Here is a 21,574-nt window from a genome sequence, read left to right as displayed (position 1 = left end):
GCCCACCAAGGGCCGCGGCTCACGTTCGAGAGGTTCTGCATGAGCACATCCCCCGCCCCCCACGACACCGACACGCCACTGGCACTGTTGGGCGGCCTGAGCATCCGCGAATTCCTGCGCGACTACTGGCAGCAGAAGCCGCTGCTGATTCGCGGCGCCTTCGCGGATTTCGAGACGCCGCTGGAAGCCGATGAACTGGCGGGACTGGCCTGCGAGGACGGCATCGAGGCACGCCTGGTGGAAGAGCATGGTCCCGACAAGGCCTGGCAGGTCAGCCACGGGCCTTTCGATGACGCCACCTTTGCGCGCCTCGATGCCAAGGACGACAGCCAGTGGAGCCTGCTGGTGCAGGCAGTGGACCATTACGTCCCGGACGTCGCTGCCCTCTTCGAGCCCTTCACCTTCCTGCCGCGCTGGCGCCTCGATGACATCATGATCAGCTACGCGCCCACCGGCGGCAGCGTCGGCCCGCACCTGGACAACTACGATGTCTTCCTGCTCCAGGCGCAAGGCCAGCGTCACTGGCAGCTGGGCGGCATGCACGGTGATGACGCCGAGATCATCGATGGCATCGACCTGCGCATCCTCAAGCACTTCGAGGTCACACCGGGCGAGGATTGGGTGCTGGAGCCGGGCGACATGCTCTACGTGCCGCCGCGTCTGGCCCACCACGGCGTCAGCCAGTCCGATGACTGCATGACCATCTCGGTCGGCTTCCGTGCCCCTTCCGCCGATGAAGTCGTCACCTCCTATGCCGATTACCTGGGCGCCAGCCTGCCGGAATCGCTGCGCTACCGTGACCAGGGCATGGCACCGGTCGCCAATGCCGGCGAGCTGGACGACGCCTCGCTCGAGCGCGTACGCGAACTGTTGCTCAGCACGTTGGACAACCCGACCCAGCTGGCCCAGTGGTTCGGTCGCTACATGACCCAGCCCAAGTATCTGGAGCAGCTCGCCGCCCGTGAGCCGGCGCTCAAGACGCATGAGCTGGTCGAGTATCTAGAAGATGAAGGCGTACTGGTGCGCTCGCTGGGCTCGCGCTTCGCCTTCCGTCACGGTGAGAATGACACCAGCACCCTGTTCGTCGATGGCGATGGCGTCCCCGCGACCCCGGCGCTCGCGGAAGCGCTGGCCTCCAGCGAACGCCTGACGGCGGTGTTGCTTGACTACACGACGGCCGACCTTGATCGCAAGGCCGTGGTCAGCCTGCTCACGGCGCTGGTCAATCGCGGCAGTCTGATTCTGGAATGCGACCTGCAGGACGAAGAGGACGAGGAGGAAGATGACGCATGAGTGACGCCATGATCAGTCTGGAACGCGGTGACTGGCAGACCCTCGCCGATGAGGCCAGCGAGATCCGTCGCGTGGTCTTCATCGAAGAGCAGCAGGTCCCGCAGGACGAGGAATGGGACGGCCGCGACGAGCAGTGCGTCCATTTCCTGGCACGCCTTGAAGGGCGTGCCGTCGGGACCGCTCGCCTGTTGCCGGATGGCCATGTCGGTCGCGTCGCCGTGCTCTCCCAGGCACGGGGGCTGGGGCTTGGTCTGCGCCTGATGGAGGCGGCCATTCATGCCGCTCGCCAGGCGGGTCACGCAGAGGTACTGCTCGATGCCCAGATCCACGCTCTGGAATTCTATCAACGCCTGGGCTTCACGGCCTTCGGTGAGGAATTCATCGATGCCGGGATACCGCACCGCAGCATGCGCTTGATTCTCAACTGAAAAGCGACGTTTTGTCACCAGAAACCGGCTCCCTGTGGGGGCCGGTTTTTTTATGCCTTGAAATATCTTGTAGTCTGGCTACAACGTGAAACGTGACCAAGTCATCATTCCCCAGGGCCCATTAAACCTGACATGATGATGATATTGAAAACTCGCGCTACCCGGGCTCGAGCAAGCCGTGAAGGGGCTCATGATCGCCGGACGCCCCCTCCCGCTGGCCTTCTGGACGCTGGCCGCCGCGCGGCATCGCGGCGAACGCCATGCCGGGCTCGATATCGCTCACATCGGCAGTGTGCGAGAGGCGCTCTGCTGGGGGGAGCTCATCGCGCGCCTCAGAGCGCCGGATGGCCGCCCTCCCCGCGTCACGGCAAGACTTGCGAACTGCACGGTGCCAGTCCTGGAGGCCAGCCTCTACTTCCTGCAGCCCTGGCTCGAGCGTCTGACTCTGCACCATGACTCAATCACGTGCCGAACAGATTGCAGCGCTGGAAAAGGACTGGGCCGAAAATGCACGTTGGGAAGGCGTGACACGCCCGTATTCCGCCGAGGATGTGGTGCGCCTGCGCGGCTCCGTCCAGGAAGCCAACACCCTGGCGACGCGTGGTGCCGAAAAGCTCTGGAAACTGGTCAATGGTGATGCCAAGAAGGGCTACGTCAACTGTCTTGGCGCCCTGACCGGTGGCCAGGCCATGCAACAGGTGAAGGCCGGTATCGAAGCCATCTACCTGTCCGGCTGGCAGGTCGCCGCTGACAACAATACCAGCGAGGCCATGTACCCGGATCAATCCCTTTACCCGGTGGATTCCGTGCCGACCGTGGTCAAGCGCATCAACAACACCTTCCGTCGCGCCGACCAGATCCAATGGCAGAAAGGGGCCAATCCGGGCGATGCCGGCTTCGTCGACTACTTCGCGCCCATCGTGGCGGATGCCGAGGCAGGCTTCGGTGGCGTACTCAACGGCTATGAGCTGATGACCGCCATGATCCGCGCGGGCGCCTCCGGCGTGCACTTCGAGGACCAGCTGGCGTCGGTCAAGAAATGTGGTCACATGGGGGGCAAGGTGCTGGTGCCGACCCAGGAAGCGGTGCAGAAGCTGGTCGCCGCGCGTCTGGCCGCTGACGTGGCCGGCGTGCCGACGCTGGTCATCGCGCGTACCGATGCCAACGCCGCTGACCTGATCACCTCTGACGTCGACGACTACGACAAGCCGTTCCTGACCGGCGAGCGCTCCGACGAAGGCTTCTATCGCGTCAATGCCGGCCTGGATCAGGCCATCGCACGCGGTCTGGCCTACGCGCCCTACGCCGACCTGATCTGGTGCGAGACGGCCAAGCCGGACCTCGAGGAAGCACGCCGCTTCGCGGAAGCGATCAAGAAGGAATACCCGGATCAGCTGCTGGCCTACAACTGCTCGCCTTCCTTCAACTGGAAGAAGAACCTCGACGACGCCACCATCGCCAAGTTCCAGCAGGAACTCTCGGACATGGGCTACAAGTACCAGTTCATCACCCTGGCCGGCATCCACAACATGTGGTTCAACATGTTCGATCTCGCCTACGACTACGCCCAGGGCGAAGGCATGAAGCACTACGTCGAGAAGGTACAGGAAGCCGAATTTGCCGCCGCCGAGAAGGGCTACACCTTCGTGGCACACCAGCAGGAAGTCGGCACCGGCTACTTCGATGACATGACCAATGTCATCCAGGGTGGCAACTCCTCCGTCACCGCCCTCACCGGCTCTACCGAGGAAGACCAGTTCTGATCCCGCTGGTTGCCAGTGATCGCCATTGGCCTGCTGACACTGGGTGGCTGCGCGAACAGCGATATCTATTCCGGCAACGTCTACACCGGCGATCAGGCCAAGCGCGCACAGTCCGTCAGCTACGGCACCATCACCTCGCTGCGCCCGGTGCAGATCCAGGCACAGGATGAAGGCAGCGGCGTGCTTGGCGGCCTGGGTGGCGCGGTCGTCGGCGGCCTGCTCGGCAGCCAGATCGGTGGCGGTTCCGGCCGCGCGATCGCCACCGCCGCCGGTGCCATCGGCGGTAGCGTCGCGGGCAAGTCGATCGCTGACAACGTCGACCAGATCGACGCCTACGAGATCGAGGTGCGTCGCGATGCTGGCGACAGCCTCATCGTCGTCCAGAAGGCCGATACCGCCTTCTCGGTTGGCCAGCGTGTCCGCCTGGTCGGCTACGGTGCCAACCTGAGCGTCGCCCCGTATTGATCCTCTTGATGGCTGGTGCCCTTCCCTTGCTCTCTCTTTCTCTTCCTCACGCATGAGCGGCGCGCCGTACGGAGTGATCCATTGGTCATCTATTGATTAACAGGCTATGAAATCGTGATTTTTTGTGCAAAGTTATACACATGCAGCTTAACTAGACTCTGTGTACAACTTTTCGTCCCAGGAGTTGCGATGCGTCCCGTCACTGCCCGTCCTACAGATTCTCCTCAGAGCGCCCGCCAGACGCCTTGCAGCGCGTCATCCTTGACCAGTTCCTCCCACGGACACCGCCGTTATGGTAATGAGAGTCCGTGCGCGACTATCGTCACCCGCCATGTCCCGCAGATAGCTCCCGCCTTCTCCACGCGACGGCTGGGGCTGGCGCTGATCATGCTCGGCGCGGTGGCGCTGGCCCCCATCGTGGAGGCTGACGAGGACGAGGGTGGCGTGCTGTCTCTCAAGGTCGAGAATGATCTTCTCGCCTCCGGCGATGACGGCCACTACACCAATGGGTTTGCGCTGAGCTATACCTTCGCGACACCGGATCAGCATTGGTCTCGCGCCTTCGCCGACTGGGTGCCCGGTTTCAGCGCTGCACGTCTGGATGCCACGGCCTATCGTTTCGGACAGCAGATCTATACCCCCAACGACATCACTCGCGAGCAACCAAACGAGGATGATCGCCCCTATGCGGGCTATCTGTTCGGTGGCCTTTCGCTGTTCGCCGGTGAAGAGGGAGAGGATTGGCGACGGGTCGATACCTTCAATCTGGACCTCGGCATCGTCGGTCCCGCCTCAGGTGCCGAGAAGGCGCAGAAGGGAGTCCACGAGATCACCGGCAGTGATGACCCACAGGGCTGGGACCATCAGCTTCACAATGAAGCCGTGGTCAATGCCGGCTGGCAGAGCCAGCTGTGGCTGCCGGCAAGCCTGGGGGGCCTGGAAATGGAGTACGGCCCCTCTGCCTCGATGGCACTGGGCAACCTGTATACCTACGCCGGCGTGGGGGGCGGTGTGCGCATCGGCCAAGGACTGTCACGCAGCTACGGCATCCCGACCGTCGCTCCCTCCCAAAGCGGGCGTCAGTATTTCGAGCCGGATGGTGAATTCGCCTGGTATCTGTTCGCCAATCTGGAAGGCCGTGCCGTAGCGCGCAACATGCTGCTGGACGGCAACAGCTTTGAGGACAGTGACTCGGTGGACCGTCGCCCGCTGGTAGGAGATGTCCAGCTCGGCTTTGCCCTGAGCTGGCAGCGCTGGCAGCTCGCCTTCGTCAACGTCTGGCGCACGCACGAATTCGAGACCCAACAGGAAAGCGATCAGTTCGGCTCCATCACGCTCTCCACCTGGCTGTGAATCAGTGCATCTTGACCTTGCTCATGCCCCAGCAGATCAGCTTGCCGCCGATGAAGGCGATCAGTGCCAGCATGATCAGCGCCATCAGCATGGAAATGGGGTTGACGATGAAAGTAGCGCCCAGCACGGCAAGCGCTGCGCCCCAGACATAGCGATCACCGCTGTCGATGCTCAGGGCATCCGGCAGGATGCGCTTGACGGTGGCACCCAGCGAGCCCTCCCAACGGTTCAAGCACAGCATGAAGAGCGCGGCGAAGCTCACCAGCCAGATCAGTGTCACGGTCATCGAAATTCTCTCCTGAAAGATAGGGTCGCATGGCGTTCATATACCTATCGAAAGGCCCTCAACATGCAAATCGCCCAGAATGCCGTCGTATCCTTCCACTACACCCTCACCAACAACGAAGGTGAAGTGCTGGATAGCTCCGAAGGCCGTGAGCCGCTGGCCTACATCCACGGTGCCGGCAACATCGTTCCGGGCCTCGAGAAGGAACTCGATGGCAAGACTTCCGGTGACAAGCTGAAAGTCGCTGTCTCTCCGGAAGAAGGTTACGGTGATGTCCAGGAAGCGCTGGTGCAGGAAGTGCCGCGTGAAGCCTTCCAGGGCGTCGAAGAGATCGAAGCCGGCATGCAGTTCCAAGCACAGACCCAGGGTGGCCCGCTGATGGTCACCGTCACCAAGGTCGAAGGCGACACCGTCACTGTCGATGGCAATCACCCGCTGGCCGGTGAGACCCTGAACTTCGACGTCGAGATCACCAACGTGCGCGAAGCGTCCGCCGAAGAGCTGGAACACGGCCACGTTCACGGTGAAGGTGGCGTGGAGCACTAAGCTCCGCCCCTTCCCTCATCCAGATCAGGCGCCGCAGCTGGGCGGCGTGGCATCACTGGAAAGGCTCAGCCCACGGAACAGCGCCGTGGCGTCGCCTCCGGCATTGTCACCGTCGGCCATCAACGCAAGCCCGGCTATCTCGTCTGGCGTGCTACCGAACAGCGCCGAGTAGTCGGCACGCAGGTCGCGTACCTCGGCGACCCACTGCCCCACCTTCTGATCACCGGACTCCACCGCCAGCAGCACGGCGCGGTCAGTGAAGGCATTGTCCCAATGACTGTCCTTCGCTTCACTGCTGGACCAGACGTAATTGATGGCCTCTACCTGCCACGGCAGGATGCCGGTCTTGTTGACCACATAGAGGCGCGCCGGGTAGTCATCCCCTCCCTTGGTCTTCTCGTTTACGCCCGGATAGATGCTGTCCACCTGCCAGCACCACTTCAGATAGGGCGTCTCCTCGAGCGAGATATCTTCCTCAAGATAGCGTGCGGAGGCCTGCCCCTGAGCACGCGCCTCGAGAGCGGGACGGCCTTCGCGCTCCACCACGCGATACGCGGTCTGGCCTTCGAAGGTCTTCTCGCCCCAGGCGAGAATCTCGGCCGGCATGAAGGTCTGGTCAGCCGCCAGCGCCGCGGAGGGCATCGCCGCCGCCAGCAGGCCACTGGAGGCGACTGCCGCGAGCATGGGGAGGAAGCAAGACAACTGACGGGAAGTGGTTTTCATTGGCAAGACTCCGGAGCGCTTGAACAACGCGATGAAAAAAGATGACGGGACGAGTCACCTGCAGGGCCAGGTACCGCGCTTGGCACGCATCAGTCCGGGTCGGTGCCGTGCTGCTCGCTTCGGTCCTGGGCCCGTAAGGTGACATACCCTCCCCATACGCGCGTCAGCGTGGTCAGGATGCATGCCGCCGCGAAGATCCACGCCAGCCATGCGAAATGGTGCGGCATCAGACAGGCCAGCACGAAGAAGCCGATCGTCTCGGTGCCTTCTGTCAGGCCATCCAGATAATAGAAGGCCTTGCGGGTGAAGTTGGGGCGCTCCAGCTGGTGCTTGGCCGCCATGATGGCAAAGGCCAGAAAGCTGGATCCCGTGCCCACGAAGGCGAACAGCAACGCCACGGCCGGCATGGCATTGGTGGCCGGGTCTGCCAGTGCAAAGCCCACCACGACGGCGGCGTAGAACAGGAAATCAAGACAGATATCCAGAAAGCCGCCGGCGTCCGAGCTCAAGCCCGCATGACGCGCCAGGGCACCATCCAGCCCATCCACCACCCGATTGATCAGGATCGCGATCAGTGCCAGCCCGAATTGCCCATAGGCCAGCAGCGGCAATGCCAGCATGCCGATGACGAAGCCAGCCAGCGTCAGTTGGTCAGGATGCAGACCGCCTTCCGCTGCGCTACGTGCCAGGCGTTTCAGGGGTGGCTGTACCCAGCGTGAGGTCCACTTGTCCAGCATGCTTCATCGACTCCTCAGCCACGTATCGGTGCCAGCGCGCGCCCGGCAGGCACGGCTCTCGCCAGCAGGAAGATCAGCAACGGCAGACAGGCCTGCAGGCAGGCCGCGACCGCCGTCAGGCGAGGATCCGCCCCCGTGGCCAGCGCCAGTGTCTCGGTGGTCAGGGTGGGGACGCGTCCACCGCCCAGCACCACCGTCGGCACGTACTGCGCGATGCTGACCGCGAAGGCCACTGCCCAGCTGATGGCCAGAGGCCTGAGCATCAAGCGCAGCCGGATGCCGATCAGCACCTCAAGCCGCGAGCGCCCCAGCAGTCGTGCTGCCTGCTCGAGGCGCACGTCGAAACGGGCCCAGGGGCCGGCCAGCGTCAGCCAGGCATAGGGCAAGGCGAACAGCAGATGGCCGATCACCACCCCCACCCAGCCCGGATCCGCGCCGAGGCTCAGCCAGCCGACCTGGAAACCGAACAGGAAGCTTGCCTGAGGCAGCAGCAACGGAAGGTAGAGGCACACCACGAAGCCTCGCAGGCGACCCACCTCACGCTCACGCTCGAAGACCGCCACACTGAGCATCACCGCCAGGGTGGCGACCAGCACGGCGAGCCACAGACTGTTGCTGAAGGCCCCACCCAGTCCTGAAAGCGCCTGTTGCCAGCTTTCCAGCCCCCAGCGAGCCGGCAGCAGTGACGGGAAGAACCAGCTTCTGGCCAGCGATTGAACGGCGATCACGGCAAAGGCCAGCAGCGAGACTGCCGTCACCGTGCCGAGCAGAACGCGGATCACGCGCCCGGATTGTCGAGCACCCAGTCACGATGGCGATTCAACAGATAACGTCCCACAGCGGCACCCAGCGCCATCACCACGATGACCAGCAGTGCCAGCAGGAGTGCCCCGACACTGGCCGGTAGACGTGAGCTCGGGTCACTGTCACGCCACAGTTCGACCAGACGCACCGCCAGGGTCGGCGTACGTGTCGGCCCCAGTACCTGAGCGACATCCACCACCGCCAGCGAATAGGCCAGCACGGCACCGATGGGCAGGGCGATGGCCCGCATCACCTGCGGCATCAGAATTCGCCAGCGCAGCTGGGGGATGCTGTAGCCGAGCGCCTGGCCCGCCTGCAGTTGCGCGGTGACCGGCAGACGCGAGAGCGCCGTCTGGGCCATCAGCATCAGAAACGGCGCTTCCTTGAGTGCCAGTCCCAGCGCCAGCGTGATGCCATGCGCGTCCGGCAGAGGGTATTGCGGGGGGGCCAGCACCTCGAAGGGTGCCAGCAGCAGTCGCATCAGCACGCCGCTGGGAGCGGCCAGCCACAAGAGCCCCAGAGCCAGCGCCAGATGCGGCATCGCCAGCACCGGTGCCAGCAGACGTTCGAGGCGCTCGCCGAAACGGGTACCGGCGGCCGCGGCCAGCCAGCCCATGGTCAGCAGTACCGCCAGCAGCGTGCCGCCGATGCCGCTGACCAGGGTCAGACGCAGTCCGTCGGCCAGTCCCGGCAAGGCCCACCAGCGCTGCCAGGCGATCGCCGAGACCTCCTCGAAGCCAAGCGCCGGCCACAGCCCGAGGGCCGGTGCGACCAGTCCTGCCAGTCCCAGCGCCGTAGGGCCGAGCAACAACAGCAGTACTGCCCAGCGCAGCAGGCGAGCCGGTGTCAATGCCAGGCGCCCCGCCGGGCGCTCAGCGCGCCAGCGCTCGGCAAGCCATTGCGTCAGTTGCGATAGCGTCGCGCCCACTCGGCCTCCAGTGCATCGGTCCAACTGGGATGCGGCTCGCTCAGCGGCGTGCCCAGCGCTTCGGGCGACATGCCACCCGCAAGCTCCGGCAAGGCGTCGAAGGCAGCGCGCTGTGCCGCCGGCAGGCGCGTCACGTCCAGCACCGTCTCGTCACCCCAGCGTGAGGGGTCCGCCTTGGCGGCCTGTGCCTCGGCGGACATCAACTGATTGACCCACACCAATGCGGCCGCCTTGTGAGGCGCACTGGCCGGAATCGCCAGATAGTGCACATTGCCGAGAGTGCCGCCGTCATGGATATACGGCTCAATGGTCGGTGGCAGCCGCCCTTCCTGACGGGCATTGGCCACTTCCTGGGGCACGAAGCTCAGCGCGATCCAGACACTGCGCTGAGCCAGCAGTTTCATCTGCTCCTCGGCGCCGGCTGGCTGTCGCTCGCCCTGCGCCCACATCAGCGGATGCAGTGCATCGAGATAGTCCCACAGCGGTGCGGTCACCTCAGCGAACAGAGCATCACTCGCCACCGGCGCAGCCAGCAGCTCACGCTGCTCGCCCGGCATCAACTCAAGCAACGCCTGCTTGAGAAAGGTGGTGCCATGAAAGCTCGGTGGCTGCGGATAGGTCACGCGCCCGGGGTTGGCCTTCGCCACGTCCAGCAGCGCCCGCATCGAGCGTGGCGGCGATTCCAGCAAGGCACTGTCGTACATGAAGATCAGCTGGGCACGCCCCCATGGTGCCTCCATTCCCTCGGTGGCGAGCCCGAAGTCACGCGCACCGATCTCCTCGAGCAGATACTCGCTGTTGGGCAGGCGTTCGACGAAGGGTCCCCACACCAGCTCGGCCTGCTTGAGCGCGCGGAAGTTCTCGCCGTTGATCCAGATGACATCGATACTGCCATCACTGCGCCCCGCCGCCTTCTCGGCCAGCAAGGTCGAGACGCTCTCGGCGGTATCGGCAATCTTGACGTGACGCACCTCGATACCGTGCTCACGTGCCGCGATCTCTGCCTGGGCGCGCAGATAGGCGTTGGTGGCTTCACTCCCGCCCCAGGCGTGGAAGTCGATGCGCTGACCGCGTGCCTTGTCGGCGATCACGTTCCACTCCAGTGCAGCCAGCATCGGCACTGCCCGCCCCTTGGCGGCATCGGCGGCGTACGCCAGTGACGTGGCCCAGGGCATGGCACTCATGCCGGCCATCAACACCAGTGACCCACCCATCAATGCCAGTGCGCGACGTCGCCCCGGCAGACATGTCGTAGCCATGGAGATCAGTGCTTGTCGACCGTCACGGGAGGGGTGGCGTCATCCGCCTGGCGTGTCTTGGTCGGCTCGAAGCGTCCATTGCGGCGCCAGGTGAAGTAACGATCCAGCACCTTGAGCACGCCTTCCGGCTTGTGGGCGTTCTTCCACATGCCTGCTGCCGCCTTGTTGGCCTCGGACAGTGTCGGATACGGATGGATGGTGGACAGGATCTTGTTGAGACCGATGCCATGCTTCATCGCCATGGTGAACTCCGCCAGCCATTCCCCCGCATAGGCACCGACCAGTGTCACGCCCAGGATACGATCGCGTCCCTTCTCGGTGAGCACCTTGACGAAGCCTTCCGTCGCACGCTCGGCCAGGGCACGGTCACTCTCGCCCATCTCGTAATGGGTCACTTCATAGTCATAGCCCTGCGCCTTGGCTTCGGTCTCGTTGAGGCCGACCCGCGCCACTTCCGGCTCGGTGTAGGTGACCATCGGCATGATGCGGTAATCGACCTTGAAGGTCTTCAGGCCGCCGAACAGTGCATTGACCGCGGCGTGCCATGCCTGATGACCTGCCGCATGGGTGAACTGATAGGGGCCAGCGACATCGCCACACGCCCAGATGTTCGGCTGCAGCGTCTGCAGCGACTCGGAGACATCGATGGTGCCGCGCTCGGAGACCGCGATGCCCAGCTCTTCCAGACCGAAGCCTTCGACGTTGGCTTCGCGTCCGATGGCCACCAGCAGCTCGTCGAACTCGATCCAGCTCTCCTCGCCGTCGGGAGAACTCACGACCAGATGGCGCATCGGCTGACTGTCCTTGTCCTTGAGCACCTCGATGCGCGTGGCGGTGGAATTGATGCGCAGGTCGACGCCCTCACCGGCCAGCTGCTCGTGCATCAGCGCGCTGACTTCCTCGTCTTCACGCGGCATCACCCGCGGGGCACCCTCGATGATGGTGACGTGACTGCCCAGGCGCGCGAAGCTTTGCCCCAGTTCCATGCCGATCGGGCCGGAGCCCAGCACCACCAGACGCTTGGGCTGCACCCTGAGATCCCACAGATTGTCAGAGGTCAGCGGCGTGATCAGCTCGATACCGGGGATCGCAGGAACACGCGGGCGGGCACCGGTGGCGATCACCACGTTGCGCGTGGTCAGCACGCGACCATCGACTTCCACTTCCCAGGGCGTCCTGAGTCTGGCATTGCCGGTGTGGACTTCCACGCCCAGACTCTCGTAACGCTCGATGCTGTCATGCGGTTCGACACTCTCGACCACGTCCTGCACATGCCCCATCACCTTGGCGAAGTCGATTTCCGGCTCATTGGCGGTGATCCCGAAGCGCTGGGACTGACGAATCTCATGAGCCGCACGCCCGGCACGAATCAGCGCCTTGGAGGGGACGCAGCCGGTGTTGAGGCAGTCACCGCCCATCTTGTGACGCTCGATCAGCGCGACACGCGCATTGACGGCGGAGGCGATATAGCTGGTGACCAGCCCGGCGGAACCGGCACCGATGACGACCATGTCGTAGTCAAAGGTCTTCGGCTTGTCGAAGGCCGCCTGCTGCTTGCGCTTGCGCAGCACGCCGACGATCTTCTTGGCGATCAACGGGAAGAGGCCCAGCGCGATGAAGGAGGCGATCAGCCCCGGCGAGAGGATGCCGGACAGCGACTCCAGCTGACCCAGCTCGCGACCGGCATTCACGTAGATGGCGGTACCGGCGAGCATGCCCAGCTGGCTTGCCACATAGAAGGTGACCACACGCATGCGGGTCAGGCCCATCACCAGATTGACGATGAAGAACGGGAAGACCGGCACCAGACGCAGCGTGAACAGATAGAAGCCGCCTTCACGCTCGACCCCGCGATTCAGGGATTCCAGCTGACGACGGAAGCGCTTCTCGATGCTTTCGCGCAACAGCGTGCGGGAGATGAGGAAGGCCAGGGTGGCACCGATGGTACTGGCGAAGGAGATCAACAACAGACCCCAGCCAAACCCGAACAGGGCGCCGCCCAGCAGGGTGAGCAATGCCGCACCCGGCAGCGAGAGTGCCGCCATTGCCACGTAGACGACGAAGAAGGTACCCGCGACCTTGAACGGCGATTCCTCGAAGAGTGCCTGAAATTCCGACTGACTGGCCTTGAGGCTCTGCAGAGTGAAGTAGTCCTGTGCCCCACTGGCAAAGAAGACCACGATGGCAGCGACGATGGCGCCCAGAAGCAGTAACTTGCGTTTATTCACTGGCGATTTCCTTTTCGATTCCTGCCGTCATGGGCATGTCATTGGGATGTACCGTGTCCTTACGAGACGCGTTGCTGACTGGATGCACTCATCAGGTCATGATGACGCGAACGACCTCATCATGATCACGGTAACAGTACCGTTTCATACGACATCTTCGCATCCATCCCACGTTGATTCGCGTAGAACCCTGATACAGGCAGTGAGGGAATGGCAAGGCAAGCCACCTCGCGGCCCATCGAGACATGGAGATTTCCGTGTTCTCACTTCGAAGGAACGACGCCTTTCCCGGAGACACCATGACCCGATACACGCGATTCCCCTCCTCTGCGCTCAAACGTCTCACACCGCTTGCCAGCCTACTTGGCGGTCTGCTGATTGCCGGCCACGCCAATGCCTTTGACCCGGAACAGGCGCCCAGAGGCGTCGCCGAGGGTGTCACTCAAGGCCAGGAGGTCGCCATCTTCGCCGGTGGCTGCTTCTGGTGCATGGAAGGCCCCTTCGACAAGCTTGACGGCGTGATCTCGACGACGTCCGGCTACACGGCAGGCGAGACGGACAATCCCACCTATAAGCAGGTCTCGGCCGGCAGGACGGGCCATACGGAGGCGGTCAAGGTGGTCTATGACCCTGAAAAGGTCAGCTATGACACCCTGCTGGAGGTCTTCTGGCACAACATCGACCCGGTCGCGGTGGATCGTCAGTTCTGCGATGCCGGCACCCAATACCGCAGTGGCATCTATCCGGTGGATGAAGCGCAGCAAGACGCCGCCCAGGCGAGCCTCGACGACTTGAAGGAGAGATTCCCCGAAGGCATCGCCACCGAGATCGAGGCAGCGGGCCCCTGGTATGCCGCCGAGCAATATCACCAGGACTTCTACCAGAAGAACCCGGTGCGCTATCGCTTCTATCGCGCGGGCTGTGGCCGTGATGACCGTCTCGAGGAAATCTGGGGAGATGACGCCCCGGCGCACTGATCAATGCTGCGGCGTGGCCCGTCGCCAGCACAGCATCGCCAACCCCAGGGTGACAAGCAGAACGCTGACGCCACCCACCACCACCCCTGGCCACCCTGCCTGCTGCCAGAAGGGCTCCAGCCAGAAGCCGCCCAGGCTCGCCCCGAGATAGTAAGCCGTCAGGTAGAGCGCGCTGGCGCTGGCCCGCGCCCCTTCGGCATTGCGCCCGACCCAGGCCGACGCGGTGGCATGTGCCAGGAAGAAGCCGAAGGCATTCAGGCTCAGGCCGGCCAGCATGCCGATCAACGAATGGCTCAGCGTGACCAGAGTGCCGAGAATCAAGAGCGCGGTGCCCAGCATCATGGTCAGTGCCTGGGCGCGGCGTTGCGCACCAGACGCTGTGCCAGCCGGCCGGACTGCGAGGCACCGAAGGTGCCTGCCAGATAGGTCAGAAACAGCAATCCCAACCACTGACTCCCCAGTGACCAGGGGGCCGCGCTCAGGCGAAAGGTCATGTAGCTGTAGAGATTCACGAAGATGAAGAAGTTGAGTCCACCGAGCAGAAACACCGGCCACAGCCGTGGATTGCGCAGATGGCGCCCCAGCCCTGCCAGCATGCTGGCCGGATGGAAGGGCTGTGCCACGAAGCGTCGCTGACGCGGCAGCAACTGCCACAGCGCCGCCAGCAGCAACAGGCTGATACCGCCAATCACCGCGAAACTCATCTGCCAGCCCCAGTGCTCGGCCACGACACCTCCAGCGACCCGCCCACTGATGCCGCCGAGCGAATTGGCACTGATATAGAGCCCCACCGCAGCCATCAACGCCGGCTGTTCCATCTCATCGCTCATGTAGGCGACCGCGACCGCCGGCAAGCCCCCGAGCAGAAAGCCCTGCAACGCACGTACTGCCAACAGCGACCAGAAACCTTCAGCCAGCAAGGCAAGTCCCGAGCAGGCCACCCCCCCGGCCAATGTCCAGAGCAGCAGACGTCGCCGCCCCAGCGCATCCGATAGCGGGCCGAAGACCAGCAACGCCAGTGCCAGCGTGAGGGTGGTCACCGACAACGACAGACTCGCCTGCAGCGAGCTCAGGCCAAGGTCGGTCGCCAGCAGCGGTAACATCGGCTGCACCACATAGAGATTGATGAAGACGACGAAGGAGCCCAGACACAACGCCTGGGTCATGCGTCGCCAATCACGGCCATGCACCTTGAGAGGGGACGGCAGCACTGGCTGCCCGGCAGCAGTCAATCATGGGGATGGCGTGAGTCTGCGCCCTCGAACACCATCAGTAAAATAGCTCGACATGATGCCAGCCATCAGCAAAAGTGATACCCATGTCATTGACTGCGCATGGCCAGTTTCATCTGCATGGCCTCGTGGGGCATGGGCCGCCGCGACTGCCAGTAGTGCTGCGACCAGTAGACATTGTCCAGCCGCGACAGCTTCACGCCACGTGACGTGGAGGCATGCAGGAAATAGCCGTTGCCCACATACACGCCCACATGGTTGTAACGACGTGAGGGGCGGAAGAACACCAGGTCACCCGGCTTCAACTGCGACTTGTCGATACGCTTGCCCCGCTTGACCTGATCACGGGTGGTACGTGGCAGTTCGATCCCGAAACCGTCACTGAACACATGCTGCATCAGCGCAGAACAATCGATGCCCCGTGAGTTGGTGCCGCCCAGGCGATAGGGCGTTCCCGCCCAGCGATCATGCTCTTCCAGCAACACTTCCCGGATACTGGGACCCGATGCCAGCTGCGGCTCTGCCGGACCCTGCGGTTGGCCGGCCTGCTGACGGTAACGCTTGAGCTTGGGCAATTCCGGCAGATCGACATCGTAATAGGCCATGTCACTCGGAGGCTGTGAATGGCTGGCACACCCCGCCACACCTAGCGGCAACAGTAAAAGACAACACAATAACGTGTGACGCATCCAACATTCCTCGTCGTGGGCCCGGTGCCATGAGACAAAACGTGATCAGCACTTGCGGACGGCGATAACAGGTGATGCATGACAACTCAATGCAGCAGACGAGCATCACCGCTCAGGGTATCCAGATGCAGCGCCGGCCAATGCCCCGGACGCGCGCCCGGGAAATCCAGACTGGCCCAGGGTCCGGCCAATGGCGGCGCCGCCGTCAGCCACTGGATCAATACATCACGGAAGCCGCGCAGGAAGCTGTCACGCTGATCGGTATCGCCCATGAAGAAGGCATAGCCGGCGAACAGCCCGCGCGCATATTCCTTCCAGCTGCCGTAGTGTGCTCGCGCCATCGCATGGGCGCTGTCCAGATAGGCCGTGAAGGTGGCCGCATCCAGCCACCCCAGCTGACGGCCGGCAATCGCCAGATCCACCAGCTGCGCGATGTCCCAGGCTGCCATGTCCAGCTCATTGCAGCGGGCCTCGTTGTCACGCACACGGCGCAGGCGATCGAGGTGCACCTGCTCATCCTCGCCGCGTTCACCGCTCTCGAGCACATCGATCTCGTTGTCCAGACGCGCACGATTGAGGGTATAGGGGCCGTAATTGATCTGATATTCGTCCCGATCCCCGGCATCACGCAGGAAATCGAGGAAGCCGATCAGCATCTCGGCGTTGGCCAGACCATAATGACCTTCCAGCCAGCCGGTCAGTTCCTCGACTCCCCGGCCATGCTCGACCATCGGCTCGCCCCAGCACGGCGAATTGAGCGGGCCACTGAGTGCCAGCGCCGTGAAACGATCCAGACTGGGGCGCTCGCCGGGCTCCTGCCAGTCACTGGCGCGCCAATCGAGCCAGTGGAACAGGCTGCCGGGGTCCTCGAGATGCCAGCGGATCTCGTTGACCAGCGGGTGGTCCTCAAGTTCCGGGACCGCGGATTCCCATACCGCCCAGGCCTCCAGCAGCCGGACGGCGTCCGGATAGAAGCGGCACAGTGCGCTGCGCAGGCGCTCGGCACACTGCGCCAGCTCACCGGCATCGAAATCGCGGCTGTCCTGCACCATCAGCAGATAGAACGCGTACTTCTCCGCCATCACGATGCTGGCAGGATGACGATAACAGACTGCCAGCCGCTGTCGCCGTTCCAGCTCGGCGCTATCGGCGCGACCGAAAGGCGTCTGAGGATCAGGCAGCCCACCCCGTGCGGCATCGGCCGCCAGCTGATTGAGGTGATGGGCCTGCGCCGGCAGCCAGAAACGCGCCATGCCGGCCACGCCATCGCGGGTATCCAGGGCCAGCGTCTCGTTGAGGTACTGACGCGCCTCTTCACGCCGCGCGTCCGCCACATCCGCAGGCAGCCCCTGACGATAGAGCAGGTCCGGCTCTCGAATGCTGGCAATGGCCAGCACCCAGTGGCGGCTGTCACTGCGCCATTGACGCATGGCGGTGCGTGAGCGATCCCGGATGGCCTCCGGCAGCAACGCGTGCAGCTCGCAGCGCAGCGGCGTCACCGGTGAGGCCATCAATGGCCGCCAGTCACTGTCGGTGGAGCCGGTGAGATCCGCCCCCTCGAACAGGCTGCGTCCGCGTTGATAGGCGCGCGCCACACCCTGCCAATCCGCGTAGCGACGCACCAGCAGGTCGATACCATGAGCGGCGAAGTCCTCGCCCTCCTCACGACTCAACCAGCCGGCACACAGACCGGCAAAGGCCAGATCCACCAGCCGCAGCCAGTCCCAGGCGGCAAATTCCAGTGGCTCACCACGATCCAGATACTGGAGCAGCAGCTCCCCGTAGGCCACGGGCGACGGGCCCTGCTCGAGACCCGCAGCGGCCGCCAGCTCCGCACTGGCCGCCGCATGTGCCGGGGTGCCGGCGAGCCCCTGAGCCTTGCGCTCGGCCTCCTCGGAGGCGGCGTCAGACTCCAGCTCGTCGAGCCACTTGTCACGCTCATCCTGACTGGCCGACAGCATGCGCGCGCTGTCGATGTCCCAGCCATAGCGATGCCCTTGCGAGGCCAGCCACAACAGCAGACGGATCAATTCGTCACGAGTGCGGATCGCCCAGGTATCACGCAGCCAGCGTTGCACGTCGGGCCAGTGACCCTGCGCATCGAAACCGCTGTCACTCGCCTCGCAGAGGCCGTCATCCGTCGACGTCAGTGTCGTCCCGCCGACCCAGGGCGCAAAGATGGCGCGCGCCATCCACACCCGGTCACGCTCACCCTGCGGCCACAGCTCGGTGGCGGGTACCGGCTGACGGCCTTCCAGCGCCTCCAGCAGACGCGGCCAGGTGACGCCCGCCTCTTCCTGCTCCAGCCGGGACAGCGCGAGACTGGCCTCGAAGAAGCCGTCATCGCCGCGTGTCCAGCCAGCATCGCTGCGCGAATGCGCCAGCGCCTTGAGCCAGTCATCCAGCGAGGTGAAACGTGATGCGATGGCCATGAGCAGTCGCACCAGCCAGGCACGCGTGCGCGCCTCGGACAGCCAGCCAGCCGTCCGCGCCAACGCCAGCAGCTCCAGCGCTTCCAGCTGACGCAGCGAGTCGGGCATGTCACTGGGGAACGCTTCCAGCAAGCGCCAGCCCAGCTCGCCGGCATCCGGCACTTCCAGCGCCTTGAGGCGCGCACGCGCCTCCTCGGATGTCCACACCGCTTCGGGTGTCGCACTGAAACGCCAACCGCACAACACCAGCTGCTGCCCCCACCAGGCACTCAGGGGTTCGACCAAGGCACACCTCACGACTCGACAGGTTTTGAAACACACCACTGGCGGCGCATAGTGTAACGGAAAGGCGCTGTTGGCGATGCCCCTTGCCTGCCGGAATACGGAACAGTGCACAGTAGGCCACCGGCAGCACGACCAGCGTCAGCAGCGTCGCGACGCCCAGACCGAAGACGATCGCCACCGCCATGCTCGAGAAGAAGGCATCCGAGAACAGCGGAATCATGCCCAGCATGGTCGTGATCGCCGCCATCGAGACCGGCCGCACGCGGCTGACCGCCGCCAGCATCACCGCCTGGAAGCGGTCCTCCTGTTCGGTCAGCTGCACGTTGATCTCCTCCACCAGCACGATGGCGTTCTTGAGCACCATGCCGACCAGGCTCAGGGTGCCCAGCAGTGCCATGAAGGTGAACGGCGCCCCGAACACGATCAACCCGCTGACGATACCGATCAGCGTCAGCGGCACGATGGACCAGATGGCCAGCGCCTGGCGCAGGTTGGAGAACAGCAGCACCGTGATCACGAACATCCCCAACAGCCCCATCGGCAGCGAGGAGAACAGCGCCTTCTGCGCATCGGTGGACGTCTCGTATTCACCGCCCCACTCCAGATGATATCCCTCCGGCAGCTCGATGGCCTCGACCTTGGGTCGTATGCGACTCAATACACTGGCGGCCGTCTCGCCGGACAGTGGCATCGGCTCCGCATAGACCGCCAGCATGCGCTCGCGATTGCGCCGCTTGATCAGGGGATCGCGCAGCTCGGCCTTGAGCGGGCCCATCACCGCTCCCGCCGGCACATAGGTTTCCTGTTCGTCGCTCCAGACGTTGAGACTGGCCAGGGTGTCGAGATCAAAGCGCTGGCGCTCCTCACCGCGCAGCAGGATCGGGATCAGTTCGGAGCCCTCGCGATAGACGCCGACGCTCTCGCCATCACTGTTGATCAGCAATGCCTCATGCAATGCATCCCGCGTCACGCCGACACGCCGCGCCTGATCATCCAGGAACTCGGGCTCGATGCGATTGACGCGATTGCGCCACGACAGGCGAATGCTGTCTGCCAGCGGCTCCTGCTCGAAGACGTCACGCACTTCGGCGGCCAGCTGGCGCAGTACCGCCGGGTCCTCGCCGTAGAGGCGCGCCTCGAGACTGGCCTTGGCGGACGGGCCGACCTGCAAGGCCTGCACCTTGTATTCCACCTGCGGATATTCGGCGCGCAACAGGCGTATCACCTCCTCCATGCGCGCTTCGCGGCTGTCGCGGTCCTCGGTCTCGACGATCAGCTGACCGAAGCTCGCGTAGCTGTCTTCCGGCGAGTAGGTCAGGGTGAAGCGCTGGGCACCGCCCCCGGTCACGCTGGTGACATGATTGACGCGCTCCATCTTCAGCACCTGCTGCTCCAGACGCGAGACATGCCGTTCGGTCTCCAGCACATCGGTGCCTTCCGGCATCCAGACATCGACGAAGAACAGCGGTGTCGAGGCATCCGGGAAGAAGGCATTCTTGATCTGGCCAAAGCTCATCACGGCCACGACCAGCAGTGCCAGCGCCCCGCCCAGGGTCAGCCAGCGCAGACGGATCGCCCAGCCCAGCAGGGTTCGGAAGCCACGGAAGATCACGCCCCGGTAAGGGTCTTCATGCTCGGCGCCGTCCTTGTCGTTGCCCGATGTCTCACGCGCTTCGCGGAAGAACATGTCGAAGAAGAACGGGGTCAGCGTCAGGGCGGTGATCCAGCTCAACAGCAACGAGTAACACAGCACCCAGAACAGCGAGCCGACGAATTCCCCGGTCGCATCCGGCGACAGACCGATGGGCGCGAAGGCGGTAATCGCGATCACCGTGGCCCCCAGCAGCGGCAGGCGATTCTGGTTGACCACCTCGAAGGCAGCCTGACGCTTGGTCTTGCCACGCTTGAGGCCGATCAGCATGCCTTCCGTGACCACGATGGCGTTGTCCACCAGCATGCCCAGCGCGATGATCAGCGCGCCCAGCGAGATCTTCTGCAGCTCGATGCCATGGATCGACATCATCACGAAGGTGCCGAGAATGGTGATCAGCAGCACCAGCCCCATCAGCACCCCGCTCTTGACGCCCATGAACAGCAGCAGCACCAGGATCACGATACCGACGGCCTCGGCCAGATTGAGCAGGAAGCCGGAGACCGCCTCATCCACCACCTGCGGCTGGTGATAGACGGTGGTCAGCTCCATGCCCAACGGCATCCGCGATTCAAGCTCCCCAAGACGCTGGTCGACTCGCTCGCCGACCTCCACCACATTGACGCCGGAGGCAAACGAGATCCCCAGCGACAGAGCGGTCTCGCCATCGGTGTGATAGAGACGTGACGGCGATTCGGTGTACTCGCGGCTGACCGAGGCGATATCCCCGAGACGGATCAGGCCGCCATTGCCGGGGCGACCGACCACGAGACGCTCCAGGTCCTGCACGCTCTGGAACTCCCCGCCCGGCTGCAATTCCAGCGACAGGCCGTTCTGACGGATACGACCGGCATTGCCGACCACGTTCTGGGCGTTGAGCAGATTGGAGAGCTGGTCCGGCGAGATGTTCAGCGCCTGCATGCGATCACGGTCCAGCGCCACGATCACCTGCTCGCTGCGCGCGCCGACGATGGAGACCTTCTTCACGCCCTCCACCAGCGTCAGTTCGCGTTGCAGGAAATCGGCCTGATCCTCGAGATCATGCGCCGAGTAGCCCTCGCCACTCAGGTTGTAGAGCAGGCCGAACACGTCCCCGAAGTCATCATTGACCACCGAGGAGGAGCTGCCGGGTGGCAGACTCGACTGGGCATCATTGATCTTGCGCCGCAACAGATCCCAGTACTGCTGCATCTCGCCTGCGCGCACGCTGCTCTCGAGTTCCAGCGTGATCTGCGAAAGGCCTGAGCTGTTGACCGAACTGACACGCTTGAGATTGGGAATCTGCTGGATGGCCTTCTCCAGCGGCAGCGTGACCTCCTCCTCCACCTGCTTGGGGGTGGCGCCCGGATATTGGGTGATCACCACCGCATTGCGGATGGTGAACTCGGGAAACTCCAGCTGGCCAAGATTGAAGAATGACACCACGCCGCCCACCGACAGCAACAGCGTGACCATCCAGCTGATGACCTTGTGTCTCAGGAAGTAATCGACCATG

19 protein-coding genes are annotated in these 21,574 nt (G+C 63.8%); 7 read left to right on the top strand and 12 right to left on the bottom strand.

From position 1 onward, the window contains the following. Positions 1-39: 39 nt before the first annotated feature. The 5 genes from CU110_RS03495 to CU110_RS03475 all read left to right on the top strand — a co-directional run bounded on the left by CU110_RS03495 (position 40) and on the right by CU110_RS03475 (position 5,302). The gene (locus tag CU110_RS03495; RefSeq protein WP_084207975.1) at positions 40-1,293 is read left to right on the top strand and encodes a cupin domain-containing protein; all 1,254 of its coding nucleotides are present in this window, start codon (positions 40-42) and stop codon (positions 1,291-1,293) included. Then, positions 1,290-1,721: a GNAT family N-acetyltransferase gene (locus CU110_RS03490; protein ID WP_077375356.1), complete on the top strand. Its 432-nt coding sequence runs from the start codon at positions 1,290-1,292 to the stop codon at positions 1,719-1,721. The genes CU110_RS03495 and CU110_RS03490 overlap by 4 nt, the downstream gene beginning before the upstream one ends. A 452-nt stretch (positions 1,722-2,173) precedes the next feature. After that, on the top strand, positions 2,174-3,484 hold the full coding sequence (gene aceA / locus CU110_RS03485; protein WP_077375362.1) for an isocitrate lyase: 1,311 nt from the start codon (positions 2,174-2,176) through the stop codon (positions 3,482-3,484). A gap of 9 nt (positions 3,485-3,493) precedes the next feature. Then, a complete protein-coding gene (locus tag CU110_RS03480; protein WP_127734559.1) occupies positions 3,494-3,949 on the top strand; it encodes a glycine zipper 2TM domain-containing protein in 456 nt (151 codons plus the stop codon). Positions 3,950-4,210: 261 nt separating this feature from the next. Next, entirely contained in the window at positions 4,211-5,302 is a 1,092-nt protein-coding gene (locus CU110_RS03475; protein ID WP_205632729.1) for a lipid A deacylase LpxR family protein, read from the top strand. Between the two features lies 1 nt (position 5,303). Here the strand turns inward: CU110_RS03475 and CU110_RS03470 are convergent, their stop codons facing one another. Further along, positions 5,304-5,588 (bottom strand): hypothetical protein, encoded by a 285-nt coding sequence (locus CU110_RS03470; protein WP_077375371.1) that lies wholly within the window; start codon positions 5,586-5,588, stop codon positions 5,304-5,306. Positions 5,589-5,651: 63 nt separating this feature from the next. On the opposite strand from CU110_RS03470, the gene CU110_RS03465 reads away from it, so the two are divergent. Next, positions 5,652-6,134 carry a peptidylprolyl isomerase gene (locus tag CU110_RS03465; RefSeq protein WP_065392558.1) on the top strand — a complete coding sequence of 161 codons (483 nt, stop codon included), beginning with the start codon at positions 5,652-5,654 and terminating at the stop codon, positions 6,132-6,134. A 24-nt stretch (positions 6,135-6,158) separates the two neighbouring features. Here the strand turns inward: CU110_RS03465 and CU110_RS03460 are convergent, their stop codons facing one another. From CU110_RS03460 to CU110_RS03435, 6 genes are all read right to left on the bottom strand, one after another. Continuing rightward, entirely contained in the window at positions 6,159-6,857 is a 699-nt protein-coding gene (locus CU110_RS03460; protein ID WP_240499662.1) for a DUF3047 domain-containing protein, read from the bottom strand. Positions 6,858-6,946: 89 nt separating this feature from the next. Further along, positions 6,947-7,594, bottom strand: coding sequence for a CDP-alcohol phosphatidyltransferase family protein (locus CU110_RS03455; RefSeq protein ID WP_084207971.1), 648 nt, complete (start codon positions 7,592-7,594; stop codon positions 6,947-6,949). Positions 7,595-7,608: 14 nt separating this feature from the next. Beyond that, entirely contained in the window at positions 7,609-8,376 is a 768-nt protein-coding gene (locus tag CU110_RS03450) for an ABC transporter permease subunit (protein WP_127734557.1), read from the bottom strand. After that, a complete protein-coding gene (locus CU110_RS03445) occupies positions 8,373-9,326 on the bottom strand; it encodes a hypothetical protein (RefSeq protein ID WP_127734555.1) in 954 nt (317 codons plus the stop codon). The genes CU110_RS03450 and CU110_RS03445 overlap by 4 nt, the downstream gene beginning before the upstream one ends. After that, positions 9,302-10,585: an ABC transporter substrate-binding protein gene (locus tag CU110_RS03440; protein ID WP_240499661.1), complete on the bottom strand. Its 1,284-nt coding sequence runs from the start codon at positions 10,583-10,585 to the stop codon at positions 9,302-9,304. The genes CU110_RS03445 and CU110_RS03440 overlap by 25 nt, the downstream gene beginning before the upstream one ends. Positions 10,586-10,590: 5 nt before the next feature. Then, positions 10,591-12,813: an FAD-dependent oxidoreductase gene (locus tag CU110_RS03435; RefSeq protein ID WP_077375383.1), complete on the bottom strand. Its 2,223-nt coding sequence runs from the start codon at positions 12,811-12,813 to the stop codon at positions 10,591-10,593. A gap of 299 nt (positions 12,814-13,112) precedes the next feature. Here CU110_RS03435 and msrA point away from each other — a divergent pair, with 299 nt between their 5' ends. Further along, positions 13,113-13,790, top strand: a complete 678-nt coding sequence (msrA, locus tag CU110_RS03430; protein ID WP_084207969.1) for a peptide-methionine (S)-S-oxide reductase MsrA — start codon at positions 13,113-13,115, stop codon at positions 13,788-13,790. Here msrA and CU110_RS17845 read toward each other — a convergent pair whose 3' ends face one another. The 5 genes from CU110_RS17845 to CU110_RS03410 form a co-directional block, all read right to left on the bottom strand. Then, on the bottom strand, positions 13,791-14,132 hold the full coding sequence (locus tag CU110_RS17845; RefSeq protein WP_346427158.1) for a hypothetical protein: 342 nt from the start codon (positions 14,130-14,132) through the stop codon (positions 13,791-13,793). It lies immediately after the preceding gene. 2 nt (positions 14,133-14,134) lie between these two features. Then, on the bottom strand, positions 14,135-15,001 hold the full coding sequence (locus CU110_RS03425) for an MFS transporter (RefSeq protein WP_346427157.1): 867 nt from the start codon (positions 14,999-15,001) through the stop codon (positions 14,135-14,137). A gap of 110 nt (positions 15,002-15,111) precedes the next feature. Continuing rightward, positions 15,112-15,627 carry an NlpC/P60 family protein gene (locus CU110_RS03420; protein WP_205632728.1) on the bottom strand — a complete coding sequence of 172 codons (516 nt, stop codon included), beginning with the start codon at positions 15,625-15,627 and terminating at the stop codon, positions 15,112-15,114. 170 nt (positions 15,628-15,797) lie between these two features. After that, positions 15,798-17,903 carry a YbeU/YbeR family protein gene (locus CU110_RS03415; protein ID WP_240665533.1) on the bottom strand — a complete coding sequence of 702 codons (2,106 nt, stop codon included), beginning with the start codon at positions 17,901-17,903 and terminating at the stop codon, positions 15,798-15,800. A 349-nt stretch (positions 17,904-18,252) separates the two neighbouring features. Next, positions 18,253-21,573, bottom strand: coding sequence for an efflux RND transporter permease subunit (locus tag CU110_RS03410; RefSeq protein WP_240665464.1), 3,321 nt, complete (start codon positions 21,571-21,573; stop codon positions 18,253-18,255). Between the last annotated feature and the right edge of the window lies 1 nt (position 21,574).

It is taken from the genome of Cobetia sp. ICG0124 (assembly GCF_004006355.1).
GTDB classification, from domain to species: domain Bacteria; phylum Pseudomonadota; class Gammaproteobacteria; order Pseudomonadales; family Halomonadaceae; genus Cobetia; species Cobetia marina.
The sequence above is the reverse complement of the archived record's forward strand: the minus strand, read 5'-3'. Positions and strand labels throughout refer to the sequence as shown.